Here is a 22,923-nt window from a genome sequence, read left to right as displayed (position 1 = left end):
AGTCAGCAGCCCCCAGCCCCGACTAGCGATCGCCTGTTTCTGATTTTTTACCTTAGCCGCCCTGGATCTTCTTTCCCATCCCAGCGCGTCTACCTGCGGTTACATTTCTCTAATCTTTTCCTGAAGAAGCAGCCCAAACAATCGCTTACCTCATCTTACAGAAGCGATCGCCCTGTTCTTCTCTCTTCCTCTTGCGCCTTGCAGCCTTTCTCTAAGACATCATCACTGGTCATTCTGGTGTGCGATCGCTACCCGCCAGTCATACCAACGCCGCAAGACGCTTTGAGTGCAGCAATTCCCGCGACTCTTGCCGTACCCGACCTTCCATTGCCTCTTTCTGTAAAGTAATAAAAGCCGTAAAGTCCTCGAAATCGTACTTTGTCTGTAAAAGTTGACGCAGCTGATCTTCTGCTTCCACGGTTAGATACCCAGTCGCTAAAGCTTGTTGAACAATTTTACGGATTAGACTCATAGTTATTCCCATCAGAACACGCGAATTTCCTATACAGCATTTTAACTGAAGACCAACCTTGCTTAAGATTTGTTTCGCTTTTCCGGATAGATAGACCATATATCTATCCAAAGGAGTAGGCTAAATATCTATATCTAAAAGCTAGATTGTCTAAACCATCACCTTATTACTGCCCACAGAGGCGGCAAAGTAATAACATATATTTTTATGTTCCCAACATCACCAGCATTTAAGCTGATTTAAATAATCCACGAGAGCCACATGAAGTCCTATCTTGCCGCCGCCATACAAATGACTAGCTTGCCAGACCTGGAAAAAAACCTGGTACAGGCAGAAGAACTGATCGATCTTGCCGTGCGGCAGGGTGCCGAGTTAGTGAGCTTGCCAGAAAACTTTTCGTTCCTGGGAAAAGAGGAAGATAAGATTGCTCTTGGGGATGCGATCGCCACAAAGAGCGAAAAATTCCTCAAAACGATGGCACAGCGCTTCCAAATTACCATCTTAGGGGGCGGGTTCCCGGTTCCGGTTGACAGCCAAAAAGTCTATAACACCGCCCTGCTCATCGATCCTTCAGGGCAAGAACTCGCCCGTTACGAAAAAGTGCATCTATTTGATGTTAACTTGCCCGACGGCAACACCTACCGAGAATCTAACACAGTTATGGCTGGCACTCGCATACCGCCAGTTTATCCCTCAAAGCACTTAGGTAATTTAGGACTCTCGGTGTGCTACGATGTCCGGTTTCCCGAACTTTATCGGCACTTGGCGCAGATGGGAGCGGACATTTTCTTTGTCCCAGCTGCCTTCACCGCCTACACTGGCGCATACCACTGGCAAGTATTACTTCAAGCCAGAGCCATTGAAAACACCTGCTACATTATCGCCCCAGCCCAGACTGGGCAACACTATGCCTTGCGGCAGACTCACGGACACGCGATGATTATTGATCCTTGGGGTGTTATTTTAGCGGATGCGGGGGATGCACCGGGGGTAGCGATCGCAGAAATCAACCCCTCTCGCCTCGAACAAGTCCGCCGTCAGATGCCCTCCCTGCAACATCGGGTTTTCATGTAACTTCCCCTTAACAATACTGGCGATATGCGAATAAAGCTGCTTGCCGCCAGTATTGTTGAATGGAAAAAGTCCCGCGAAGTATTAACACCCACACTTTGCACCTTACTTACCAGGCTTCTTTGGCTTAGTAGTATTTTGGGTGCTAGTATTTTTCGGGGCGCTTCCTTGCCGTCTTGCGGGCTTGCCAATGTTAGAAGGCTGAAACTTTTTATTAGTAGCCATAAAAATAACAAACTCTTGAAAAACAACGATATGCAGTTCTACAAGGTTGTTCTGGTTGGTTCCTGAAAGTTTGCCAAGTCACTCTTCTGATAGACAAAAACGGGTAGCTAAAAAGCTACCCGCCAAGGAAAATTTTCTATTTTAGATTGGAGATTAAGCCAAAATCCAAAACTTGCTTAGACAGTCAAAGCTTTCTTTGTGACAGCGCTCAACTCGCCTTTAGCATACTTAGCAGCGAAATCATCCAAAGACACCTGCTTAATCTTGGTGCCTTGACCAGCTGCGCCAAATTGCTGATAGCGATCGCCACAAACCTTCTGCATATACTTGATAGAAGGCTTGAGGAAGTGGCGGGGGTCAAACTCCTTAGTATCTTTAGCAAGAGCTTCGCGCACTGCTGCTGTGATAGCCAAGCGGTTATCAGTGTCGATGTTCACTTTCCGAACACCGCTCTTGATACCCTTTTGAATTTCTTCTACAGGTACACCGTAGGTTTCCGGAATTGTACCGCCATACTGGTTAATCAGAGCCAGCAGGTCTTCCGGTACAGAGGAGGAACCGTGCATCACTAGGTGTGTGTTTGGCAGACGGCTGTGAATTTCTTCAATGCGGCTGATAGCTAGGATTTCCCCAGTCGGCTTGCGGGTAAACTTGTAAGCACCGTGGCTGGTACCAATAGCAACCGCCAAAGCATCTACTTGAGTTTGTTCCACGAAGGCAACGGCTTCGTCTGGGTCAGTCAGCAGCTGGTCGTGAGAGAGAACTCCTTCCGCACCGTGACCGTCTTCTTTGTCACCCATGCCAGTTTCTAGAGAACCCAGGCAACCTAGTTCGCCTTCGACGCTAACGCCGATGGAGTGTGCAACTTCTACCACTTTCCGGGTTACTTCGACGTTGTACTCGAAGCTGGCTGGAGTCTTAGCATCTGCCTCTAAGGAGCCATCCATCATGACGCTGGTAAAACCGTGGCTCATGGCAGAGTAGCAGGTAGATGGGGAATTACCATGATCTTGGTGCATGGCAATGGGGATGTGAGGGTAAGTTTCCACTGCCGCTAAAATTAGATGGCGCAGAAAGTTTTCTCCAGCATACTTGCGAGCGCCGCGAGAGGCTTGCAAAATCACGGGACTATTTGTTTCATGAGCAGCCTGCATAATTGCCTGGATCTGCTCCATGTTATTTACGTTATAAGCAGGGATGCCGTAATCGTTTTCGGCCGCGTGATCCAACATCAGCCGCATTGGTACGAGCGCCATAATATATGATCCTCCTAGTTAGTGGTCGTCAAGTTAATTTGTTCTAGACGAGCGAAATTATTACGATAATCTTAAGATAGTTTACCAGTCTCTAGGGAATTATCTTAGTTAATTCATAGATTATCCCTGACTACAGCAACTATAAGCTTGTTTTATATACCAAGCGCGAGAAAGTCAAAAGTTCTTTTTTCTGTCTTTTGTCTTTTTATATTGGTTTTTATATTTATATGGGTCGCCCGGGATTCGAACCCGGAACTATTCGGTTAAAAGCCGAGTACTCTACCGTTGAGTTAGCGACCCGAAGAAATTTGTATTTTTCGCACCGTTCATAACGATAACACGAATTACTAGAAATGCAAAACTTTTTTCAGACAAAATTTATGGCTAGGCGCACAAGTGTCTCCAAACTGGCTCCTGGTTCCAGGTGAATTAGTTGCTCACCAGTATTTAGCGCATTGCGGGCCGCACTCCAAGGTTCTATGCAGTAAAAGTCTTTGCCTTTGACCGTCCAGAAGACAAAGGTGGAATAGTTGTTGTCCCAGTTGAGGGTTAGCTGTAGGTGGCGAGCGCGATCGCTAACTGTGGCAGAATTCCCGCTAAGCTGTCGAAAAGCAACATCAATTTCATCAGAGTCTAAGTCAAAGGCACCATTAAACGAATGGGTTTGGTGGGTGCGCTGATCCAGGTATTCGGTACCGGGGATTTCAAAGCCTAGTTGAGTCTTTTCCGGTGTCCAGAAGTAAGGATGCAAACCTGTGGAAAAGGGCATCACTGTCCCTGAGTGATTGGTGTAGCGCTGTTGAATTTCTAGCGTATTGTCCAACAGAACGTAGGTGAAGGCGAGTTGAAAGTCAAAAGGGTAAACGGCACGTGTGGAGTCGTTGCTGTTTAGGACAAGGGTAAGGCTTGCTTTGTCTTGAGTCTCTTGGTCGGTAACTTCCCAAGGCTGTTCGCGGGCAAAGCCATGTTGCTTGAGATGGTATGACTGACCGTTAATAGTGTATGTATTTTCGGGTAAATTCCCGCAAATCGGGAAGAGAATCGGAATCCCACCTCTGACACTCAAGTCTGGATTAGCAAACCGCTCTGCATCTAGGTAGAGGATTTCCTGACCTTTGAGACGTAGGCTGGTGATAATGCCGCCTCGTTCGGGAACAACCTCTAGGTGAGATTGAGCAGATTGGTCTGAGAGGACATAGGTTTTGTATTGCTGCTGCTTAATGGCGATCTCAAACACCGGTTTTGTTTCCCCACTTATCGGGTGATCAGCTACCAGTCTCAAACTTTAACAAACTTTTATACCTATCCTCATTAAGTTTATGCCTTTTTAACAGTTGTTCTTCTAAGCTGTCATTAAGGGATGGGTAATATATTTTACTTCGGTCGAACCCTGGAGTCTCCATGCACAAATCAGCAAGAGCGAACAGTCAATCAGTCACCCCTCAAATAGCTCGCCTTAGCTGTGACCCAAATCACAGGTAAATACCGCCTAAAATCACACTTAATGACCGATTTCAATCAATATCCGCGTTTGAAAAGTATTAGATACTAAGAATACACACTCGAAGGATGCACGCCTACATCATGATTCGCACACTTGTACAATCGGCTTTCCAAACAGGTTGCCTCAGCGTTGCTTCAGAGGGATTGATTCGCCAGGTGCTGGTGAACAAATGCTACCAGTCATCGGATTTAGAAGCTCTTCATTCCCTTTATGAGGCAGTGAATGCAGGTCAGATCAAAAGAGAGGCGGGCGCGGGTGTGGCAATGGTATCTTTAGGAGTCCTGGCTTTCAGGCCCTTAGCAGAGGGCTGCAAAGCGTCCTGATTAATTCATTCAGGGATGCCGCAATACCGGAAAGCTACATATATTGATATATTCATAAAAATTTCCCCGTTCTAGCCGCCGACTTTGCCCAAGAATTATTAGAATGATTAATAAGAACTACCAATTGCAGCTTAGATGCGCTTCTTGGAAAAAACGCGAGTAGTAATGTCAAAATTGATGGCTGCCGCAGCTTGACTTGTTTCCCGTCGCTGCTTTTCTCATCAGTAACCTTCCATCTACTCTACTCAAAGCGCTTGTGTGAGACCCGCAACTATTGTCATTCAAGTTTTTCTAGTCAGCCAATGACCTTGAATGAAGATGGAAGCGAGCTTTTAAGAGAAGCAACTTGGCGTCTAAGAGCTTGTAGCTGGGGAGTATTGTGAAATTACCATCTTAAATACCACAGGATTCAAGCTAAACTTTGAGATTAAATCGGTAACATCATTTAGAACCCTCACCTTGAATTTTTGTCCTTACCCTCAATTCCCACATTTTCCTAGAAATCGGCGCCGGGCAGACCAAAAGGCATCCTCGCCAGCCCAAAAACTGGATTTCCAGCCTGAACCTGGAAAGGAAATCCCACCTGCGAGATTTTGGAGAGCGAGTTGGAGGAAAAATTCTTTTTCCCTGTCTCTGTCAGGGAAAAATCCATATCCTCAAATTCGCTTCAAGATTCAAGAATCTGAGGAAAAGTGGGTAAAGATGAAAAGTGGAACTTGCCAGAAGTGGGGCAGTCAAATCGTATCAAGTTGGAAAGAAGTTGTGTACCCAAAAATTGGTTCACAGGTTTCTTACGGATTAAAAACTTATCAGCTCAGGAGAAGCAACTCATGCTACACCGCAAGATTTATCAACTCTGTTGCGATGGTCGTGAGGTCTGTATTTTCTTGCGGGACCAACAACGCTGGATAGAACGCGCTCGCATTCTTGACATTGAAGGAGATTTAGTAACACTCCGGTATGAAACCGAAGAAGAAGATGAAGTTTGTTCTTGGGAAGAAATGGTTCGCCTGGAAAGCATCGGTGCTGTAACTCAGAAGTTGGCTTCAGTACCGCGAGGGAATGTTGAACCTCTTGTATCTGACGATTGCCCAGAAGCTGAGCAGATTCGTCCGACTTTCCCAGAGTCGAATCCAGACTAAACAGTTAAAAAGGCAAAATTTAACTTTTCAATTTTGCCTTTTTAACAATGCAACTTGAAGCCACCACTATAATCGGTACTCGGATTTGGTGGTTGGTACTTCACTCTTCAAGACTTTCTAAGTCGGTATCAGAGGGTGTAGCGTTGGGATGCGCCGTTTCAAAAACTGGACAGTATCCCTCTGGTGTGACTTTAAAACCATAGAGGGGCGAGTCCTGATTCCAACAGCGTTGTCCCCGTTGGTGCAGGCAATTGCCGCAGCATTCAATACTCAGCGGAACTTTGGCATTGCTGCTCTGACTAAGTAGTTCCCGTTGGGACAAGCCGCGCAATACGAGTTCTTCACCCTGCCATCGGGCTTCTACTAAACCAGTGTCAGAAAAGTTAGTAAAGCGGGGGTCAAGAGCGATCGCTTCTGGTAAAGTAATTGTGACCACGGCTCCCAATTCCGACAGTTCCCCTTCATAGCTGGTTTCTGGTGCCGCAGGTTGCACAAACGTCTCGCCTATCGGGAGTTCTACCAACGTTCCCGCGCCTGGAGAATGCAAGTGGTAGCGGTTATGTAACTCCTCTAAACCAGTTAAATCAGCCAAATAAGTCGGGGAGCCGTGAACAAAAATTACGTGCTGCGGACGGAGATTGTGGATCAATTGGGTGGTTCCCAGACCATCCGAATGCTGGGCCAGTAAATAGTCCTGAGCAATCAGTGCTTCGCCGCCAGTAGTCAGGCTGTAGGGATATGGCATTCCCATGTCCCTACGTTGCTGAGGTTGTAATAATACCCAAGGCCCGGTGCCTGGTTGACAGTATTCCCTTAAATCGTGGCTTTCATCGGTGAGGACGATACAGGGAGACTTACCAATCGAGGAACGCTGTTCTGGAGGCAATCGGCGCACACGAGGACGCACCCGCTCATCCCAAAATAAAGATTGATGTCGGGCAAAATTTTGTACTGATGGTGGGAGAGAGGGCAGCAGTTCCAAATAGGCATCGCAACCAGCTGCAACGTTGCCATCTACCCAAATGTCTAAATTTTGACCAGTGAAGAGATGGTGACTCCGCAAGAGCATTAGGAGTTCTTGTCCTAGCCCTAAAGTCGGGACGGGCATTAAGACAGATTTCGCCCCAGCGATCGCTTGATTAATTCGCTCTGCAAGAATGTTTTCTTGGTTTCGTCTGTGGGGATGACGTGCTGTGCCATAACTGCCTTCCACAATTAGCACATCAGGCTCTAAGCCCCGCAGAGCTTCCAGGGGCAAACCTTCCACCAGCCGGGAATTGGAGAGAAAGAAGTCACCTGTATAAAGTAGCGAGTAGGTGCGTTGTGGAGCAGTGTAGGTAAGCAATATTGCCGCAGCGCCTGGTAAATGCCCAGATGGGAACAATTCTGCCGCCAGTCCGGTTTGGAATTCCACAGGCGATCGCATCGGCAAAGCCTGACACAATTGCGGAATATCCTTAGTATCTACCTCTGGCCAATTGAGTGGCAGTAGTTGGGTTGTCACCTCACTGGCGTAAATCGGCAACTGTGGGAAAGCCTGACGTAACGCCAGCAACCCCCGCGCGTGATCCGAGTGTGCATGGCTGCACAGCACCAAATCTGCTGGAGGATTTCCTGCTTTCAAAAGCGGTGAAATATCCGCCAAACCACAGTCTAAAAGAACGCGGTATGGGCCCAACCGCACCAGCAAACATACCCCTTCGTCGCTATGACCAACGCCATAGGGCAAATAGGCTAGATCATCGTAGCCGTGAGATGATGCCGGGGGAGCTTGACTCATTATTCGATTGATATTTGCAATTTAAAATTGTGGATTCCGACTCAATCCAAATCGGTTTAAAATCCAAAATTAATTAGTGGGCAGAACCGTTTCCATGATAGTTGTCTGAATCGTAGAATCCATTCTTGGTGCCAAAGAACAGGCACGATACAGTAAAAAGAATTGTTAATGCCACTAAAACCAGCTTCACATCCATTTGTTTTTATGTCCCCTAAGGCGTAATTAAGTATATTTACGATGAATTGTATCAAAAATAATCAAGTTGTAGAACTTTCCTGGCTAGAACGCCCATCCACGGAAGTTGCACCCGACCTAATTGGCTGTACGCTGGTACGGCAAATGGCAGACGGAGAAATTATCCGAGGGCTGATAGTGGAAACTGAAGCTTACGGGGAAAACGATCCAGCGTGTCATGCCTATCGGCGGCGAACTGGGCGAAACTCGGTGATGTTTGGGGAGGCGGGACGAACTTATGTTTATTTAATCTATGGGATGTATCATTGCCTCAACGTTGTGACAGACCGGGACGGCGTTCCAAGTGCAGTATTGCTTCGGGCTTTGCAGCTAGAGTTAGTACCCGAATGGATAAATGAGCGCGACCGAGTAAAACCATCACGAATCGCCGCTGGGCCAGGTAAACTCTGCCGCGCCCTGCAAATTGACAGCACTCTCAATGCCCAAGTTCTACAACCCGGTCAACCTCTGTGGTTAGAACATCGCTCCTCAGAATTTACATCTGAAATCCTCCAGACAACCCGGATTGGTTTAACTCAGGGGATTGATTTGCCTTGGCGGTGGTATCTGGGAAACTGTCCGGCTGTTTCCAAACTCTAGAGATAAATTTCCTGTCCTTGGTCTGTGAAGCGGACATCTTTAATCTTCCACGCTTGATTACTAATCAGCGTTTTTCGCAAACTGCCAAAAAGAGCGAATTGTTCGCAAGTTGACAAAGAGACAAACTTCCGTTCTTGATTGGGTGCGAGTCGCAAATCAACAGTAGCAACGCCACTTTTTTGATTAACCTTGACGCGATATCCAGCTAAATTAAAGTCCGCTGTGTCCCTTTCTTCCAAAACTTTACCAACCGCTGCTGCTACTGAATTTTTATCTGAGACAGCTACTTTTTCTGGCACTAATTCCTGACACTGATTATCGGGTTGGTAGATGGTGACAGTGACGGTGTTTTTTGAGGTGGCGGTATTAGTTGTGCTAGCAGCAGTATTGGAAATTGTTGTTGGATTAACTGCATTCTCGGTTTTGGGATCAGCGGGAGTAGTAGTACAACTACTTAGGTTGAGGACAATTACCCCAGTTAAAAGCGGGACGATAGATTTTTTTATAAGTTGCATAATTTTTGAAACCTATATTTGGTATTTGGATAGATTGGTGCGATCGCGCCAATTGTGAAATGCACCTTGAGGGGATAGCATATATTTACTGGCATTGCTTAGCGATATCAGTGTAGATTTCTGCGGAATTTATGGACCGAAGTCCATTAGGTGACAGTAAGAAACTCCTCTAGCGTCTGGTGGGCGATCTAGTCTTTGCCAGCGCGTGGGGAGACTAGGAATAGGAGGAAGAATGCTCACTCAAGAAGGACGTGTTGCACTGTCGGATATTGGCGACTTAAATCAGCTAAAGTCGGAATTGAATGGTTTGCCCGCGGTAGATGTGGGGGATTACATTGTAGAATTGCCCCCAGAAAAGCGGGCGATCGCATTCCGATTACTGAAGAAAGATCCGGCTATTGATGTATTTGAATATCTGCCGCCAGAGGTGCAGGAAGAATTGATTAATTCGCTGCATGACAACCAGGTAGTGCAAATTGTCGAGGCGATGCGCCCTGATGACCGGGCAGAATTGTTTGATGAGTTGCCAGCTGGAGTCGTAAGGCGACTGTTGCAGCAACTCAGCCCTTCAGAACGGCAAGCAACAGCGAGAATTCTGGGTTATCCAGAAGGTACTGCTGGGCGCGTGATGACTACAGAATATGTATGGTTGCGGGAAGGCTTAACGGTGGGAGAAGCCTTAAGCAAAATCCGTCTGAGTGACGAAGATAAAGAAACAATTTATTACGCCTACGTCACTGACAACAACCGCAAACTGGTACGGGTGGTGTCTTTGCGGCAGCTGTTATTTTCCATTCCCGATGCCCTAATCCGGGATATTGCTAGCGATCGCGTTGTCAAAGCTACTACGGAAACGCCCCAGGAAGAAGTCGCGCAACTAATGAAGCGTTACGACCTGATTGCAGTACCTGTAGTTGACCGCGAAGACCGATTGGTGGGGATTATCACCATTGACGACGTGGTGGACATTCTAGAGGAGGAAGCAACTCAAGACATTCAGAAACTCGCTGGGGTGAGTGGTGGTGATGAAGCCGCTTTGTCGCCTCCTCACGTTACGCTTCGCAAGCGACTGCCGTGGTTGTTGGGTAATATTGGTTTGTATATTGGTGCGGCGAGTGCGATCGCGCCCTTCCAAGGTGTAATTTCGGTTGTGCCAGTTCTTGCGGTCATCATGCCAATTTTGTCTAACACCAGTGGCAATGTCGCTATTCAAGCTTTATCCGTGACAGTACGCGGACTCGGTGTAGGTGAAGTGACACCGGAAGATACGTTGAAAATTCTCCGCAAGGAAATCTTAGCGGGGTTAGGTACGGCTTTAGCTTTAAGTTTTGCCCTTGGCATCCTTTCGTTAATTTGGTCGCCGCCAAATGACCGATGGGTGGCTTTAGTTGCAGCAATGGTGATGGCTGTTAATGTTATCGTAGCCGCGACTTTGGGAACTTTGCTGCCAATGGGTTTGAAGCGGGTTAACCTCGATCCAGCTCTAATTAGTGGCCCGTTATTAACTACAATGCTGGATGCAGTGGGATTTTTGACCTTCTTATCGCTGATATCGGTTGCTTTGAAGGTAGTAGCCCACAATTAAAAATGTAAAATTAAAAATTAAAAATGAAAGAACATATCTTGATTTTTTAATTTTTAATTTTTAATTATTTTTCTGATGCCTACTACCAATTGGACTCGTCACCACATTCTTTCCTTGGCAGATTTCACGCCAGATGAATACGACACTGTGCTGCAAACTGCTGCCAGTTTTCAAGAGGTGCTTTCGCGACGCACGAAGAAAGTACCAACGCTACAAGGTCAGGTAGTCGCTAATTTGTTTTTTGAATCTTCTACCCGTACTCGCAGTAGTTTTGAACTGGCAGCAAAGCGCCTCTCTGCTGATACGCTGAATTTTGCAGCAGCAACGTCTTCTTTGACGAAGGGCGAGACAATTCTGGATACGGCGAAAACCTATCTGGCAATGGGTGCGGATATGATGGTGATTCGCCATCGGGAGGCGGGAGTGCCGCAAGCGATCGCCTTGGAAATGGATCGTTTGCGATCGCGGGTAGGTGTCCTCAATGCTGGTGATGGTCAGCACGAACACCCTTCCCAAGCACTCTTAGACTTGTTTACCATCTGCACTCTTTTAGACCCAGACCACCCGCGACTCGAACTCCTCAAAGACAAAAAAATTGTCATTGTCGGCGATATTCTCCACTCGCGGGTAGCCAGATCGAATATCTGGAGTTTGACAGCGACAGGCGCAGAGGTTCATCTAGCTGGGCCACCCACTCTTTTACCCCAGCTTTTTGCCGCCTACGGTAGCGAGATTCAGGGAGAGGCAATTCCCCAATCCCCAATCCCCAATCCCCAACGAAAGCTATTTCTCCACTGGGATTTAGAACCAGCTTTACAAAATGCCGATTTTGTAATGACGTTGCGGCTGCAAAAGGAACGTATGACTCAGCATTTGCTGCCTAGTCTGCGAGAATACCATCAGCGCTATGGGATAACACGCGATCGCCTGAAACTCTGCAAACAGGATGTTAAAGTGCTGCATCCAGGGCCAGTTAATCGTGGCGTGGAAATTAGTTCTGACTTGATGGACGACCCCCAGTTCAGTTTAATCTCCCAACAGGTGACGAGTGGCGTTGCCGTCCGCATGGCACTACTTTACCTGATGGGCAGCGGCAAATCTTAATCTGTGGGTGGGCATCTTGCCATCCCCTCACTGTTGACCTTTTCATGGGCTTAGGGCGCTGGATCGATCACAATAGATCCAGTTCCTTGCTCAGGATTTCAACTTGATGAATGGTGTCACCAGTCTTTTAAACACTCCCACTCAACACCACAAAGGAGACAACTTTGCCATCTCCTTTGCTCCCTTGTCACTGGAAGAAGTTTATGGCTTAGCAGATGACCCAGGTAACGGTGCAATTGTGGTGATGAGTGGAATGGTTCGCAATCAAACCGATGGTAAACCAGTAGTTGCCTTGGAGTATCAAGCTTATGAGCCGATGGCTTTACAAATCTTTAGACAAATTGCCGCTGATATCCGCCAAAAATGGCAAGATGTCAATCGGATTGTAATTCACCATCGCATCGGACGCTTAGAAATTGGTCAAATCAGCGTGCTGGTAGCTGTGGGTTGTCCTCACCGTTCGGAAGCCTTTGAAGCCTGCCAGTATGCGATTGATACCCTGAAGCACAACGCCCCAATTTGGAAAAAGGAACATTGGGCGGATGGTTCTAGCAGTTGGGTGAGTATTGGTGCTTGCGAAACTCAACAAGAGGGTTGCTAATTGGCATTTGTTGCAAAACTTTAAGTTTTTAGGTGTCGTAGATTGCAGTTTGTAACTATTGCTTTATCTCCGGAAAATTATCCTTTAGACTGAGTTGCAATTCATAAATTTGAGATAAGCAGGGTTAGATAAATGCCAAATCTGCACTGGCACGATTATTTACTTTTCGCTTCTTTAGTTGCTAGTATTGCGGGACTTTTTTTACTATCTGATGGCGACTCAACTCAAGCGTCGGAGCTTGAGATAAGTGAGCAAATGCTGTTATCAATGAGCTTTTCTTACTGGATAGTGCACTGCGTCATGGTAGGTATCCTGAAGCTTTGGCATCCTGAGTGGGAAATCTTATCAATTAATTTGAGGTTGACGGCTGCTTTTTCTTACTTGTTGACCTTTTCTTGCATACTGTCTCTCCCGCTACATAGAATGTCAGTACGTCAAGTAGAGTAATGTCAAATTGGGATTTTGAATTGATTCAAAGTATTAGGTTGTTAAGCGTGATTAACGCATCCTATAAATAGAAGGAAACAGCCACTCAATTGAATCTTGTCAAAAAAAATCACCCCATTTCCAAGAAACTTGGTAGAAATATGGGGTGATTTTAACTTAATGAGTTTAGGCTAAGGTACTACGGACAACGGCCGACATTCAATGAGTTTGAACTAGGATAGCCGTAAGAAATCCATCCGGCAACCGGGGCGGTAATTTGTACCCAAGCACGGCGATCGCTATCGTAAGTTAAGTCTGGAGGACTCTTTGCGAGAGTAACACGATCGCCAAGTCTGATTCCACCAACTCTGGTGCCAGTTTTGTTGGGGCCACTACGGATAGCCAAACCCTCACTTCCTCTGTACGTAACTACACGACAGAGGCTGGAAGGTTGAGCAGGGGGAGGATTGTTTGCTCCAGTGCAGGGTTTAAGGTATTGTGCCTGTATGTAACCCGTAGCAGGTGCATTGATGGCGATCCAACCAGCACTACCATTATCTGCTAGAGTAACTGCTTCGTTGGGAGCTAAGGTTCTAATCGTTTGACTGGTGGTTGAACGCTGTGCGTAGATAAAAATCCGCTGCTTAACGGCGCGGCACTGTCCCACAAGTCCCTGTGCTAGTAGCAACTCGCCCTGAGGCTGAATAGAATTTGGTTGTGATTCTTGAATAGAGCTATCTGTGGTGCTGTTAGTGACCGCAGTGGCGGAGACTTTCAAACCCCCTACAGCGGTTAATCCGACAGCAAACAGGGCAACAGGCATTGCCCAGTGGCTCTTTGTTTTCATACGCTACACTCCTCATCTCACCAAAACGTTTGTGTTAGAAGCTTCCACATCGAAAAGCATCCCCGCAGTCGAGACTTGTTTTTCATAATGGTTGACTGATTAGCTGGCGCATCTCTATCAACCCGTCCCTACACCACTAAGCAATAGGATCGTTAAGTTTGCGGAAGCTTCTTAGTCAAATAGCATACAGAAAAATTAGTGCTAAATACATGAAAAAGGGGAATATTGTCAAGCAGTGCGGAGGAAGTGAAGCTATTGGGTAGGCCCGTGTGGGGCAGGCAAGATGCCCCTCATCGTTACAGAATTTTCTTTTAATAAATGAAACCACCCTGGCCTTGCCTAATCAGGAAGGGAGGCAAGGGCAGTTAGGTTCGTCTTATAAGAGGAAGTATGGCATTAAAATTGGGCAGGCAAGATGCCCGCCCTATCAAAAAAACATTTTTTCCCAACTTCAAAAATTCACCCGGACATCAGCCAAACGGCGATTCCGTCCCACCGTGAGAATTGCCGAAGCGGGACGACGAGCTAAGAAAGTTTGCAAGTCTTGAACTCCCCTGAGACGACGACCATTAACAGCAATGATTCTGTCTCCGGGCCTGATTCCGATATTCGCAGCTGGCGATCCTGGCTGTACCCCCACAACTACCAGTGTCCCTGTATCTACAGTCACACCTAAACCACGAGCTGAAGGCAAAGAGGGACTTTGAGCGGTAGTAATGGGGGGAGCGGTTCGGTTACGGTTTTGTTGAATAAAATTTCTGGCAACTGTCGCACTGGTAGCGAACCCAATCCCCGTATTGCCTCCGCCACCGGGACTGAGAATGGCTTTGTTTACACCGATGAGTTCGCCTTGCGAGTTGAGCAAAGGGCCTCCAGAATTGCCCGGATTAAGTGCTGCATCCGTTTGTAAGTCCCCATTGCGACCAACACGGCTTAAGATACCTGTTGTCAACGTTCCGGACAATCCAAAGGGGCTGCCAATAGCAAAGACCCGCTGACCGACTTGAATGCTTGCCGGATTGGACAGCTTTACACTGGGGAAGCGATCGCTTGTATTTAATCTTACTAGCGCTAAGTCATTCGCTCGGTCAGTAGCAATTACTTGCCCGGTATAGCGTTTGCCTGTAGTGGTACTGACGCTCACCACACCACCTCTGGCGCTGCGAATCACGTGATCGTTAGTTAACACCAGTCCTTCTGGACTAACAATAGTGCCAGAACCGGAACCTCTTCCGGTACTGATGGTAACTACCGCCGGACTGGCAGTGCGATAAACATCAATGCTAGTTTGTTCTTCACCTTGAGCTTGGGCAAGAATCGTGGGAACGGGAACACTGCTCACAGCAGGCGTATTGAGCAAACAAAGGGAAGCAGCACACAACAACCAGCGCTCAGGTTTCATGACACTCAAAGGTAAGTAGCCGAATTTAAGAGGGATGACTCAATAAGACTGATGACGCAAATCGACCCAGCGTGTTTCCTTTGTAGGGATGTGTAGATTGCGGCTACTGCCCATACCACGCTGTCAGCGCCACCGCAAGGGCATCTGCGGCATCGTCTGGCTTGGGAATATAGTCTAAATTTAATTCCCGCGCTACGGCTTGCTGCACTTCCGACTTATCAGCATTACCCATGCCAGTCAGCCCCTGCTTAATCTGTGCTGGCGTAAATTCAACATAGGGGACACCGTGCTGTGCCAACACTAACACCATTATCCCCCGTGCTTGAGCCACCAAAATTGTGTTCCCCATCCGATAAAAGAACAATTTCTCAATCGCCACCAAATCGGGTTTCCACTGATCCAGCAGAGTGTGCAAATCGTCGTAAATTGTGCGGAGTCGTTCTCCCATCTCCGTTTTGGCGGAGGTTTGGATAACGCCAAAATCCAGCAATGTTGCCACTTCTGACGCGGTTTGTACCGGGCGCTTGGCGGGAGGAAGATTCGCCACAGCTAAGCAGTCAGGTGGTTTGCAGAGAATTACGCCAAATCCTAATGTGGCAAGTCCAGGGTCTAATCCTAAAATTCGCTTTTCCATTTAGCCTTTACGGGATAAACCAAGCGAGCTTCCGCCTAAAATGGCGACTCAAGCTGACTTCTGATGCAATGTTTATATTAGCTCCCTCTAATTCCTGATTTTGCTGCTGAACGTCGCAAGCGTATCATAAGCTCAGTTAAAAATTTGGAGACAAACTTTATTAGTTTCGTATGTCACATCCCAAGAAGCTGCAAAAAATGTATTCTGATGGGCAAAGGCTCCCTGTTGCTCTTTAAAAGTGGCAACTTAGACACAAGTGTGCCAGTCCAATCAAGTCGTAGAGGCGATTTATGGGAGCGTTCCTATTTCAGTGATTTTGCGCCCTTTCTCGTTAAAGTCGAATCTTGCCTTCGTGTTCCCCAGGAATCAGCAATGTCAAACGCTATTTTTAAACAAGCTTTACGCACCCTGAGACAAGAGTCGCACATCCCCTGGGGTTTGAACTCCAGAACTCCCCACCGAGTCAATAGCTGGTTTAAATGGTTGGCTCCCGGATTGTTGGTAAAACGTTGGTTGGTGATTAGTGCGGGTGGTGTGCTGCTAACCACTTTGGGTTTGGCAATTTGGGTGAAGCTGACGCCGATTTTTTGGATGATTCAGTTCATTGGGGAGCTACTGGAAACGATTACCACCATCCTTCCTAACTATGTGTCTGGCCCCATTGCGATCGCTTTCGGCGTATTTTTGATTTTTTTGGGGCAAACTCGCTCTATGGGAGCGATTACCTCGGTGCTGAAGCCCTCATCAGATGAACAACTGATTGATGTGCTGTTAGCTCATCGTAAACTGAACCGAGGGCCAAAAATTGTCGCAATTGGCGGCGGTACAGGGCTTTCTACTTTGCTTAGGGGATTGAAGCACTACAGCGCCAACATTACCGCTATTGTCACTGTGGCAGATGATGGCGGCTCTAGCGGTCGTCTGCGGCGGGAAATTGGGGTGCTACCTCCTGGGGATATTCGCAACTGTATAGCAGCTTTGGCAGACCAGGAGAAGTTATTAACAGAACTGTTTCAATACCGTTTTAAGGCTGGGGATGGTTTAGTAGGTCACAGTTTTGGTAACTTGTTCTTAACGGCGATGAGCGATATTACTGGGGATTTGGAGAGAGCGATCGCTGCTAGTTCCCAAGTTTTAGCTGTGCGGGGACGGGTCTTACCAGCAACATTGAGTGATGTTCGTCTTTGGGCAGAATTAGAAGATGGGCGGCGGATTGAGGGAGAATCCAGCATCACGGAAGCGGGGGGTAAAATTAAAAAAATTGGTTGCATTCCCAGCAATCCCCCAGCCTTGCCCAAAGCTTTACAGGCAATTCATGAAGCCGATTATATTATCATTGGCCCTGGTAGCCTTTATACCAGCGTGATCCCGAATTTGTTAGTACCGGAAATTGCCGCAGCGATCGCCCAAAAACAAGTTCCGATCATCTACGTCTGTAACATTATGACCCAGCCAGGGGAAACCCAAAGCTACACTGTCTCAGACCACATCCGCGCCATTGACGCCGCCTGCGGTCAACAATTATTTAACGCCGTCCTGGTACATAAAAAAGTTCCCTCTGCTCATACTCTGATTCGATATGCTCAGGAAAGTTCTCATCCGGTTTTCTTAGACAGAGAAGCTGTGGGGGAGTTGGGACGACGAATTGTTCTGGCGAATGTGATGGATGAGGATGAAGAAACAGGTTATGTAAGGCACGATCCTCAACGTCTAGCTAGGATTTTGCTGAGGTGGTATAGTCGCGCTCAAGGGATAGAGTTAGGAGTTGGAAGTTAGGAATTGCAAGTAATTTCTCTGCTAGATGCAACAGCTACGCGATCGCTGGGTGTAAATCTTGGGCGATCGCTAAGTGCTGGTAGTACGATTTTGCTAGAAGGAGACTTGGGTGCTGGCAAAACTACTCTCGTTCAAGGCATTGGTGAAGGATTGGGCATTATCGATCCAATTGTTAGCCCCACCTTCACCTTAATTAACGAGTATCGAGAAGGACGCATTCCTTTGTATCACCTGGATTTATACCGCTTAGAACCTACCGAAGTGACAGCGTTAAACTTGGAAACTTACTGGGAAGGAATTGAAGTCCCTTTGGGAATTGTCGCCATTGAATGGGCGGAACGTTTGCAGTATAAACCGTTAAACTTCTTGAGCATCCAGTTAACTTATTCAGCTGATAATGGTCGTCAAGCTGAACTTGTCCCCGCAGGTGCATTTAATTTCGGGTCATTAAAGATTTAAACGCTTTAGGCAGCAAAGGTAGGCAAAGTTCTTTGCCTACCTTTGCGTTTAAATCTTGCCCTTTAAAAAGTTACACGGTAGGCATCATGCCTACCGTGTCAACTCTTGTTGTATTATTATTTAACTATAATTACAAGAGTTTGTCAAGCAGTTTGTGCGGAAAAGACTGACTAATTTAAAAGTTAGAAATTAGCCAAAAGATAAAGCTTGACCGCGAACTTCTGTATTAAGTTTGCCTCGGTCGTAAACAACCTGAGCGCCGACAATAGTAACAACAGGTCATCCAGTGAGGTTCCAGCCTTCAAAGGGACTCCAACCACATTTAGTAAGTAATTCCTCGCGCAAAACAGGGCGGTAATTGTTCAAATCAACAAGGATTAAATCGGCATCACAACTAGGAGCGATCGCGCCTTTTTTTGGAATATTATAAGCTTGGGCTACAGCCGCCGACATCCAGTTAGAAACTTGGACAACACTACAACGTCCCTGCATAGCCTGAGTTAACATCAGCGGTAGAGATGTTTCAACACCAGGCATTCCCGAAGGAGTATTCGGGTAGACTTGGGCTTTTTCTTCCAAAGTGTGGGGAGCATGATCGGTAGCGATAAAATCAATTACACCATCGAGAAGAGCTTGCCAGAGAACTTCGTTGTCATGAAGCGATCGCAAAGGCGGATTCATCTGCGCCAGCGTGCCAATTTTTTCATAAGCGCTAGTGTTTAGCAGCAAATGTTGCGGCGTTGCTTCCGCAGTCACCCAACTCGGTTTATCCTGACGCAGTAACTGGGCTTCCTCAGCTGTGGACATATGCAAAATATGTAACCGTCGCTGGTATTTTTTAGAAAGATTTAACGCTAGTTGAGTAGCATTAAGGGCAGCTTGATTATCCTGAATTTGGGAGTGAATTGCGGGATAGTTGATTCCGGCAAATTCCTGACGACGTTGATTAATTCGGGCTTGATCTTCAGCGTGAACCGCAATTAAGCGATCACCTTATGCAAAAATCGACTCCAGCGCCGTATCCTGATCCACCAACAACTGACCGTGCATCGATCCCATAAAGAAAAGATTTTAATCCCAGGAGTCGGATGCGCCTCTAAAAGATCCGGCCAAATTTCCGCCGTTGCCCCAATAAAAAAGCCATAATTAACTAAGCACTTTTCTTGCGCCCGCCGCAGCTTGTCATCCAAAGCCGCCTGCGTAGTTGTCAGAGGGCGAGTATTAGGCATCTCCAGAAACGACGTTACCCCTCCCTTGGAACAAGCGCAACTCGCAGTAAACAAGTCTTCTTTGTGTTCCAACCCCGGTTCCCGGAAATGTACCTGCGGATCAATAACTCCCGGCAACAAAGTCAGACCCGAACCGTCTATTTCTTTACCAGAGTCATCTTTTGGGATTTTTGACGCAACCTGGACAATTTCCCGCCACGAGTTTCGACATCCCCAATTAAAAACTCACCATTGGGCAGAAGAATGTTAGCGTTGCGGATAAACAGAGAAGAAGCAGAGGACATGGCAATCAGTGGTTTATGCAATCGTCAAGTGAGCGCGAAAAGTGTATGCTGTGCTTAGACTTTACCGCAATAAGGCGTTTTTTTTTAACTGGGCCAAGACAATTACGGTAAACACGCCAGCCAAATATTTTTAATGATGGCAGGATGTATTTAGGCAAAATTTAGACAAAATATAGGTAGAAACAATGTTTTCCTTGATATAAATCATTAGATGGGTAATCCGTTATATCCCTTTGCTTTGAGTGATTAACCGTTTATGACTGACGTGCAGAATCAAGAACCAGACAGCAAAACCCAACAACAAGTTGAAAATCCCTTTATAGAGGGAATTAAAACGATTGGGCTTAGCGCCATTTTAGCCTTTGGAATTCGCTCTTTTGTAGCGGAAGCACGCTACATCCCTTCGGGATCGATGCTACCAACGCTACAAATCAATGACCGTCTGATTATAGACAAGGTTAGTTACAAGTTTACCTCTCCAGAACGGGGAGACATTGTAGTATTTAATCCCACCGAAGCCCTAGAAAAGCAAAATTTTCACGATGCCTTCATTAAGCGGGTGATTGGTATACCGGGAGACAAAGTAGAGGTGAAAGGGGGACGAGTTTATGTCAACGATCAAGCCTTGCGGGAAAAATATATCGACGAACAGCCTAATTACCGTTATGGCCCAGTGAAGGTGCCACCTAACGCTTATTTGGTACTTGGTGATAATCGCAACAACAGCTACGACAGCCATTACTGGGGTTTTGTCCCCCGCGACAAGATAATTGGTCGAGCGATAGTACGTTTCTGGCCTTTGAATCGCGCCGGAGAAGTGGATCAGACTCCGGTTGATTCCTCGGATAAGCAAGAAAAGCCCTGAACTAAAGTACTCTTCGAGAAGCCGCTTCGCGTCTACGGGGCTAATAGCTAAAGTCATCTAAAGATGACTGGGTAAATGTTTCAACCCGTTAAAACTGACATCTTGCAGCATTCTCAAGAAGTGGGGTTGCAAAGCCGGTAAAAATCTGAAAAAAAGGGCGTAGAGAAAAATTCAACAAATGGTCAATGTTAACCATCCTGAGTTACGCCCAAGGAATAGTCTATAGCCTGATGCAGCTGATGCCGAGTCGGTATCAACAAAACAGCTTGCGAGCTTTACTCGGACTGTTTTTGTCAGCGACGGGTCATAGCTTACCCGAACACAGCCAGACGGTAAGCGCTAGTGCCCTAAGTCGATTTCTCAACCAGTACAACTGGTCAACGCTTGCCGTTATCCGGAGCATACGAGCACAGATAGTGGCACAAATCCAAGCGGAACGACCACCAGGTCGGCGACCCATCTTACAGGTGGTATTCGACATGACCACCATAGAAAAAGTGGGCAAGTTTAAGGGGTTAGGCAAACTCATCCGTGTGTACAACGGGAAACGAGGACTACATCTGGTTGTCCTTTACATCCTGTTGGGAAAGCGACGAATACCGTGGGGATACCGTATCTATCGGGGTAAAGGAGAGTTAACACCGATACAACTAGCACAGCGTCTGATGTTGACCCTTCCCAAGACACTGACACAAACTTTTGAAGTGCGTATTCTTGGTGATACTGCCTTTGGTAGCACCGAGATGCTCACATGGATCAAAAAACGCCAGCGCACTCATGGCATCTTTGGTGTTAGCCGTGACCGACGTTTAGCTGATGGTCGCCACGTCTACAACGTGCTGGCTCGCGGTCAGCAGGTGTATTTGTGGGGACTGGATTTCCCCGTCACACTATCCTGGTATTGGTTGAACAAAGATGATGGCACTAGAGAAAAACGGTTTGTGGTGTCTACCAAACCCCTGTCGGGTATTTACATCACCCTTTTAGGCAGAAGGCGTTGGCAGATCGAGGGCTTTTTCATTTCTGTCTCTGGCTGGCAGTATGGCTAATTGAGAATGGTGCAAGATGTCAGTTCAAACGGGTTTAAGTTTTAAGCCTAAAATTTATTTAAGGCTTTTGCCAGTCTGATGGCTAGTTCATTTATATTAGCCGTGACTCCAATTTTGGACGACGCGACCCTGCAACTGTTGACCTAACCAGGGAGTGTTTAGTGAGAGGGATTTCAGGTTTTGCGTCTCGACTGTCCAAGTTAGCTGGGGGTCAAATAAAATAATTTCCGCGAGTTGACCAGCTGCGATCGCAGCTGGTTTTTGTTGTAAACACTCAGCGGGACGGGTACTCAAAACCCGCCACAGTTCCCAAGAACTCCAGTCGCCATTCTCAACCAGGGTGTGCCAAAGTAGCGGCAAAGCTAACTCTAAACCAATCGCGCCCGGTGGTGCTTCGGCGAAGGCGACGGTTTTTTCTTCGTAAGTGTAGGGAGTGTGGTCAATAGCGATCGCATCAAGTACCCCACTCCGCACACCATCAATTAATGCTCCTTGGTCAGATGGATTGCCCAAAGGCGGTTCCACACGTAAAGAAGGATCATAACTCCCCACATCCTCAGCATTCAGCAGCAAGTGCATCCAAGTGGTACTCGCCGTTATTGGCAAACCCCGTGCCTTAGCATCCTGAATTAGCTTAACGCTGCGACCTGTCGAAACGCGCATGATGTGGACTTTCGTGCCAGTGGATTCTACCACTTCCAACAAAGCAGCCAGAGCAGATGTTTCCGCGATCGCGGGATTTCCTGGCAAACCAAAACGAATTGAAGCCGCACCTTCTCGCATCACCCCATTGGTTGAAAGATGGCGATCGCAAGCCCACAAAGCCACTGGTTTTCCTAAAGGCTGAAGATATTCCAAAATTCTTCGCAGCAGCGCCAAATTTGATATCGGCTTACCATCAGCAAAACCCACCACCCCAGCCGCTGCAAGTTCTGCCAACTCTGTCATTTGCTGGCCTTGCACGCCCAAAGTTAAAGCACCCCAAAATCCAATTTTCGATTGTGTATTTCCGATTGTGGATTGTTGAAGATAGGATAAACCAGCTGGGTTATCGATAGCTGGTAACGTATCCGGCAAAATTGTCAACCGGGTAAAGCCTCCAGCCGCCCCTGCGGAAACAAGCGTTACTAAGGTTTCCCGTTCTTCAAACCCAGGTTCACCGGAGTGGCTGTATAAATCCACCAGTCCTGGCCCCAGAACCAATCCACGACAATCTCGCACCGATATTTCTGCGGGATTTACAGAAATTTGAGTTTCGACTGCTTTTATATAACCATCAGCAATCAGAACATCGGCAATTTGGTCAGTTCCAGAAACAGGATCTATTACCCTTACTTGTTGAAGTAGTTCACTATTCATATATGAGTACGGAGGGCTAAGGACTGAGGACGTTGTTAATTCTGTTTGTTCTCAGCCCTCAGTCCTGAACTTCTCAGCCGTTTACAAAGCACATCTTGCACCAGTTGCAATAACCCGCCAGAGATTTTTCTGGCTAATAGCGAAAGTTTTCTTAAGCCGAATGGCATTAACTTATGCCCTG

21 protein-coding genes, 1 tRNA gene and 1 pseudogene are annotated in these 22,923 nt (G+C 46.9%); 11 read left to right on the top strand and 12 right to left on the bottom strand.

Annotation, left to right across the window (positions count from 1 at the left end; all coding sequences use genetic code 11):
* Window positions 1-259: 259 nt before the first annotated feature.
* Window positions 260-472 carry a hypothetical protein gene (locus H6F74_RS26215; RefSeq protein ID WP_190417640.1) on the bottom strand — a complete coding sequence of 71 codons (213 nt, stop codon included), beginning with the start codon at window positions 470-472 and terminating at the stop codon, window positions 260-262.
* 261 nt (window positions 473-733) lie between these two features.
* Between H6F74_RS26215 and H6F74_RS26210 the strand changes: the two genes are divergently transcribed.
* Window positions 734-1,546, top strand: coding sequence for a carbon-nitrogen hydrolase family protein (locus tag H6F74_RS26210; protein WP_190445047.1), 813 nt, complete (start codon window positions 734-736; stop codon window positions 1,544-1,546).
* A 398-nt stretch (window positions 1,547-1,944) separates the two neighbouring features.
* Here H6F74_RS26210 and fba read toward each other — a convergent pair whose 3' ends face one another.
* From fba to H6F74_RS26195, 3 genes are all read right to left on the bottom strand, one after another.
* Window positions 1,945-3,024 (bottom strand): class II fructose-bisphosphate aldolase, encoded by a 1,080-nt coding sequence (gene fba / locus H6F74_RS26205; RefSeq protein WP_190445046.1) that lies wholly within the window; start codon window positions 3,022-3,024, stop codon window positions 1,945-1,947.
* A 228-nt stretch (window positions 3,025-3,252) separates the two neighbouring features.
* Window positions 3,253-3,324 (bottom strand) — tRNA-Lys (locus H6F74_RS26200).
* Window positions 3,325-3,391: 67 nt separating this feature from the next.
* Window positions 3,392-4,261, bottom strand: coding sequence for an aldose epimerase (locus tag H6F74_RS26195; RefSeq protein WP_190445045.1), 870 nt, complete (start codon window positions 4,259-4,261; stop codon window positions 3,392-3,394).
* 347 nt (window positions 4,262-4,608) lie between these two features.
* Between H6F74_RS26195 and H6F74_RS26190 the strand changes: the two genes are divergently transcribed.
* Window positions 4,609-4,851, top strand: a complete 243-nt coding sequence (locus H6F74_RS26190) for a hypothetical protein (protein ID WP_190445044.1) — start codon at window positions 4,609-4,611, stop codon at window positions 4,849-4,851.
* A 496-nt stretch (window positions 4,852-5,347) separates the two neighbouring features.
* On the opposite strand, the gene H6F74_RS26185 is transcribed toward H6F74_RS26190, so the two are convergent.
* A complete protein-coding gene (locus H6F74_RS26185) occupies window positions 5,348-5,503 on the bottom strand; it encodes a hypothetical protein (protein WP_190445043.1) in 156 nt (51 codons plus the stop codon).
* Between the two features lie 178 nt (window positions 5,504-5,681).
* Here H6F74_RS26185 and H6F74_RS26180 point away from each other — a divergent pair, with 178 nt between their 5' ends.
* Window positions 5,682-5,993, top strand: coding sequence for a DUF6679 family protein (locus tag H6F74_RS26180; RefSeq protein WP_190445109.1), 312 nt, complete (start codon window positions 5,682-5,684; stop codon window positions 5,991-5,993).
* A gap of 100 nt (window positions 5,994-6,093) precedes the next feature.
* Here H6F74_RS26180 and H6F74_RS26175 read toward each other — a convergent pair whose 3' ends face one another.
* Complete coding sequence (locus tag H6F74_RS26175; protein WP_190445042.1) at window positions 6,094-7,773, bottom strand: MBL fold metallo-hydrolase; 1,680 nt, start codon at window positions 7,771-7,773, stop codon at window positions 6,094-6,096.
* A gap of 237 nt (window positions 7,774-8,010) precedes the next feature.
* Between H6F74_RS26175 and H6F74_RS26170 the strand changes: the two genes are divergently transcribed.
* Window positions 8,011-8,607 (top strand): DNA-3-methyladenine glycosylase, encoded by a 597-nt coding sequence (locus H6F74_RS26170; RefSeq protein WP_190445041.1) that lies wholly within the window; start codon window positions 8,011-8,013, stop codon window positions 8,605-8,607.
* Here H6F74_RS26170 and H6F74_RS26165 read toward each other — a convergent pair.
* Window positions 8,604-9,122, bottom strand: coding sequence for a hypothetical protein (locus H6F74_RS26165; RefSeq protein ID WP_190445040.1), 519 nt, complete (start codon window positions 9,120-9,122; stop codon window positions 8,604-8,606). The two genes, H6F74_RS26170 and H6F74_RS26165, sit on opposite strands and share 4 nt — an antisense overlap.
* A 232-nt stretch (window positions 9,123-9,354) precedes the next feature.
* On the opposite strand from H6F74_RS26165, the gene mgtE reads away from it, so the two are divergent.
* From mgtE to H6F74_RS26150, 3 genes are all read left to right on the top strand, one after another.
* Window positions 9,355-10,707, top strand: coding sequence for a magnesium transporter (gene mgtE / locus H6F74_RS26160; RefSeq protein ID WP_190445039.1), 1,353 nt, complete (start codon window positions 9,355-9,357; stop codon window positions 10,705-10,707).
* A 75-nt stretch (window positions 10,708-10,782) separates the two neighbouring features.
* Window positions 10,783-11,811: an aspartate carbamoyltransferase catalytic subunit gene (locus H6F74_RS26155; RefSeq protein WP_190445038.1), complete on the top strand. Its 1,029-nt coding sequence runs from the start codon at window positions 10,783-10,785 to the stop codon at window positions 11,809-11,811.
* A gap of 106 nt (window positions 11,812-11,917) precedes the next feature.
* On the top strand, window positions 11,918-12,412 hold the full coding sequence (locus tag H6F74_RS26150; RefSeq protein WP_190445037.1) for a molybdenum cofactor biosynthesis protein MoaE: 495 nt from the start codon (window positions 11,918-11,920) through the stop codon (window positions 12,410-12,412).
* A gap of 625 nt (window positions 12,413-13,037) precedes the next feature.
* On the opposite strand, the gene H6F74_RS26145 is transcribed toward H6F74_RS26150, so the two are convergent.
* The 3 genes from H6F74_RS26145 to ruvC form a co-directional block, all read right to left on the bottom strand.
* Window positions 13,038-13,685 carry an SH3 domain-containing protein gene (locus tag H6F74_RS26145; RefSeq protein ID WP_190445036.1) on the bottom strand — a complete coding sequence of 216 codons (648 nt, stop codon included), beginning with the start codon at window positions 13,683-13,685 and terminating at the stop codon, window positions 13,038-13,040.
* 451 nt (window positions 13,686-14,136) lie between these two features.
* Entirely contained in the window at window positions 14,137-15,087 is a 951-nt protein-coding gene (locus tag H6F74_RS26140; RefSeq protein ID WP_190445035.1) for a trypsin-like peptidase domain-containing protein, read from the bottom strand.
* Between the two features lie 103 nt (window positions 15,088-15,190).
* Window positions 15,191-15,721, bottom strand: coding sequence for a crossover junction endodeoxyribonuclease RuvC (ruvC, locus tag H6F74_RS26135; RefSeq protein WP_190445034.1), 531 nt, complete (start codon window positions 15,719-15,721; stop codon window positions 15,191-15,193).
* Between the two features lie 372 nt (window positions 15,722-16,093).
* Here ruvC and H6F74_RS26130 point away from each other — a divergent pair, with 372 nt between their 5' ends.
* Complete coding sequence (locus H6F74_RS26130; RefSeq protein ID WP_190445033.1) at window positions 16,094-17,497, top strand: gluconeogenesis factor YvcK family protein; 1,404 nt, start codon at window positions 16,094-16,096, stop codon at window positions 17,495-17,497.
* A 3-nt stretch (window positions 17,498-17,500) separates the two neighbouring features.
* Complete coding sequence (gene tsaE, locus H6F74_RS26125) at window positions 17,501-17,956, top strand: tRNA (adenosine(37)-N6)-threonylcarbamoyltransferase complex ATPase subunit type 1 TsaE (RefSeq protein ID WP_190445032.1); 456 nt, start codon at window positions 17,501-17,503, stop codon at window positions 17,954-17,956.
* A 189-nt stretch (window positions 17,957-18,145) separates the two neighbouring features.
* Here tsaE and H6F74_RS31215 read toward each other — a convergent pair.
* A pseudogene (locus H6F74_RS31215) lies at window positions 18,146-19,469 on the bottom strand (dihydroorotase).
* A gap of 256 nt (window positions 19,470-19,725) precedes the next feature.
* Here H6F74_RS31215 and lepB point away from each other — a divergent pair.
* A complete protein-coding gene (lepB, locus tag H6F74_RS26115; RefSeq protein WP_190445031.1) occupies window positions 19,726-20,334 on the top strand; it encodes a signal peptidase I in 609 nt (202 codons plus the stop codon).
* A gap of 185 nt (window positions 20,335-20,519) precedes the next feature.
* Complete coding sequence (locus H6F74_RS26110; protein WP_190445030.1) at window positions 20,520-21,383, top strand: IS701 family transposase; 864 nt, start codon at window positions 20,520-20,522, stop codon at window positions 21,381-21,383.
* Between the two features lie 96 nt (window positions 21,384-21,479).
* Here the strand turns inward: H6F74_RS26110 and H6F74_RS26105 are convergent, their stop codons facing one another.
* Window positions 21,480-22,742, bottom strand: coding sequence for a dihydroorotase (locus tag H6F74_RS26105; RefSeq protein ID WP_190445029.1), 1,263 nt, complete (start codon window positions 22,740-22,742; stop codon window positions 21,480-21,482).
* Window positions 22,743-22,923 lie beyond the last annotated feature (181 nt).

This window comes from Trichocoleus sp. FACHB-90 (genome assembly GCF_014695505.1).
In the GTDB taxonomy this organism is placed as follows: Bacteria; Cyanobacteriota; Cyanobacteriia; order Cyanobacteriales; family FACHB-T130; genus Funiculus; species Funiculus sociatus.
The sequence above is the reverse complement of the archived record's forward strand: the minus strand, read 5'-3'. Positions and strand labels throughout refer to the sequence as shown.

Excerpts from the sequence above, each read along its gene's own strand:
- fba (WP_190445046.1), bottom strand. The coding sequence starts at position 3,024 with ATGGCGCTCGTACCAATGCGGCTGATGTTGGATCACGCGGCCGAAAAC.
- H6F74_RS26175 (WP_190445042.1), bottom strand. The coding sequence starts at position 7,773 with ATGAGTCAAGCTCCCCCGGCATCATCTCACGGCTACGATGATCTAGCC.
- H6F74_RS26150 (WP_190445037.1), top strand. The coding sequence starts at position 11,918 with ATGAATGGTGTCACCAGTCTTTTAAACACTCCCACTCAACACCACAAA.
- H6F74_RS26110 (WP_190445030.1), top strand. The coding sequence starts at position 20,520 with ATGTTAACCATCCTGAGTTACGCCCAAGGAATAGTCTATAGCCTGATG.
- H6F74_RS26180 (WP_190445109.1), top strand. The coding sequence starts at position 5,682 with ATGCTACACCGCAAGATTTATCAACTCTGTTGCGATGGTCGTGAGGTC.
- H6F74_RS26145 (WP_190445036.1), bottom strand. The coding sequence starts at position 13,685 with ATGAAAACAAAGAGCCACTGGGCAATGCCTGTTGCCCTGTTTGCTGTC.
- H6F74_RS26165 (WP_190445040.1), bottom strand. The coding sequence starts at position 9,122 with ATGCAACTTATAAAAAAATCTATCGTCCCGCTTTTAACTGGGGTAATT.
- H6F74_RS26170 (WP_190445041.1), top strand. The coding sequence starts at position 8,011 with ATGAATTGTATCAAAAATAATCAAGTTGTAGAACTTTCCTGGCTAGAA.
- H6F74_RS26185 (WP_190445043.1), bottom strand. The coding sequence starts at position 5,503 with ATGGATTTTTCCCTGACAGAGACAGGGAAAAAGAATTTTTCCTCCAAC.
- H6F74_RS26130 (WP_190445033.1), top strand. The coding sequence starts at position 16,094 with ATGTCAAACGCTATTTTTAAACAAGCTTTACGCACCCTGAGACAAGAG.
- H6F74_RS26190 (WP_190445044.1), top strand. The coding sequence starts at position 4,609 with ATGATTCGCACACTTGTACAATCGGCTTTCCAAACAGGTTGCCTCAGC.
- H6F74_RS26105 (WP_190445029.1), bottom strand. The coding sequence starts at position 22,742 with ATGAATAGTGAACTACTTCAACAAGTAAGGGTAATAGATCCTGTTTCT.
- H6F74_RS26140 (WP_190445035.1), bottom strand. The coding sequence starts at position 15,087 with ATGAAACCTGAGCGCTGGTTGTTGTGTGCTGCTTCCCTTTGTTTGCTC.
- H6F74_RS26155 (WP_190445038.1), top strand. The coding sequence starts at position 10,783 with ATGCCTACTACCAATTGGACTCGTCACCACATTCTTTCCTTGGCAGAT.
- mgtE (WP_190445039.1), top strand. The coding sequence starts at position 9,355 with ATGCTCACTCAAGAAGGACGTGTTGCACTGTCGGATATTGGCGACTTA.
- lepB (WP_190445031.1), top strand. The coding sequence starts at position 19,726 with ATGACTGACGTGCAGAATCAAGAACCAGACAGCAAAACCCAACAACAA.
- H6F74_RS26215 (WP_190417640.1), bottom strand. The coding sequence starts at position 472 with ATGAGTCTAATCCGTAAAATTGTTCAACAAGCTTTAGCGACTGGGTAT.
- H6F74_RS26210 (WP_190445047.1), top strand. The coding sequence starts at position 734 with ATGAAGTCCTATCTTGCCGCCGCCATACAAATGACTAGCTTGCCAGAC.
- ruvC (WP_190445034.1), bottom strand. The coding sequence starts at position 15,721 with ATGGAAAAGCGAATTTTAGGATTAGACCCTGGACTTGCCACATTAGGA.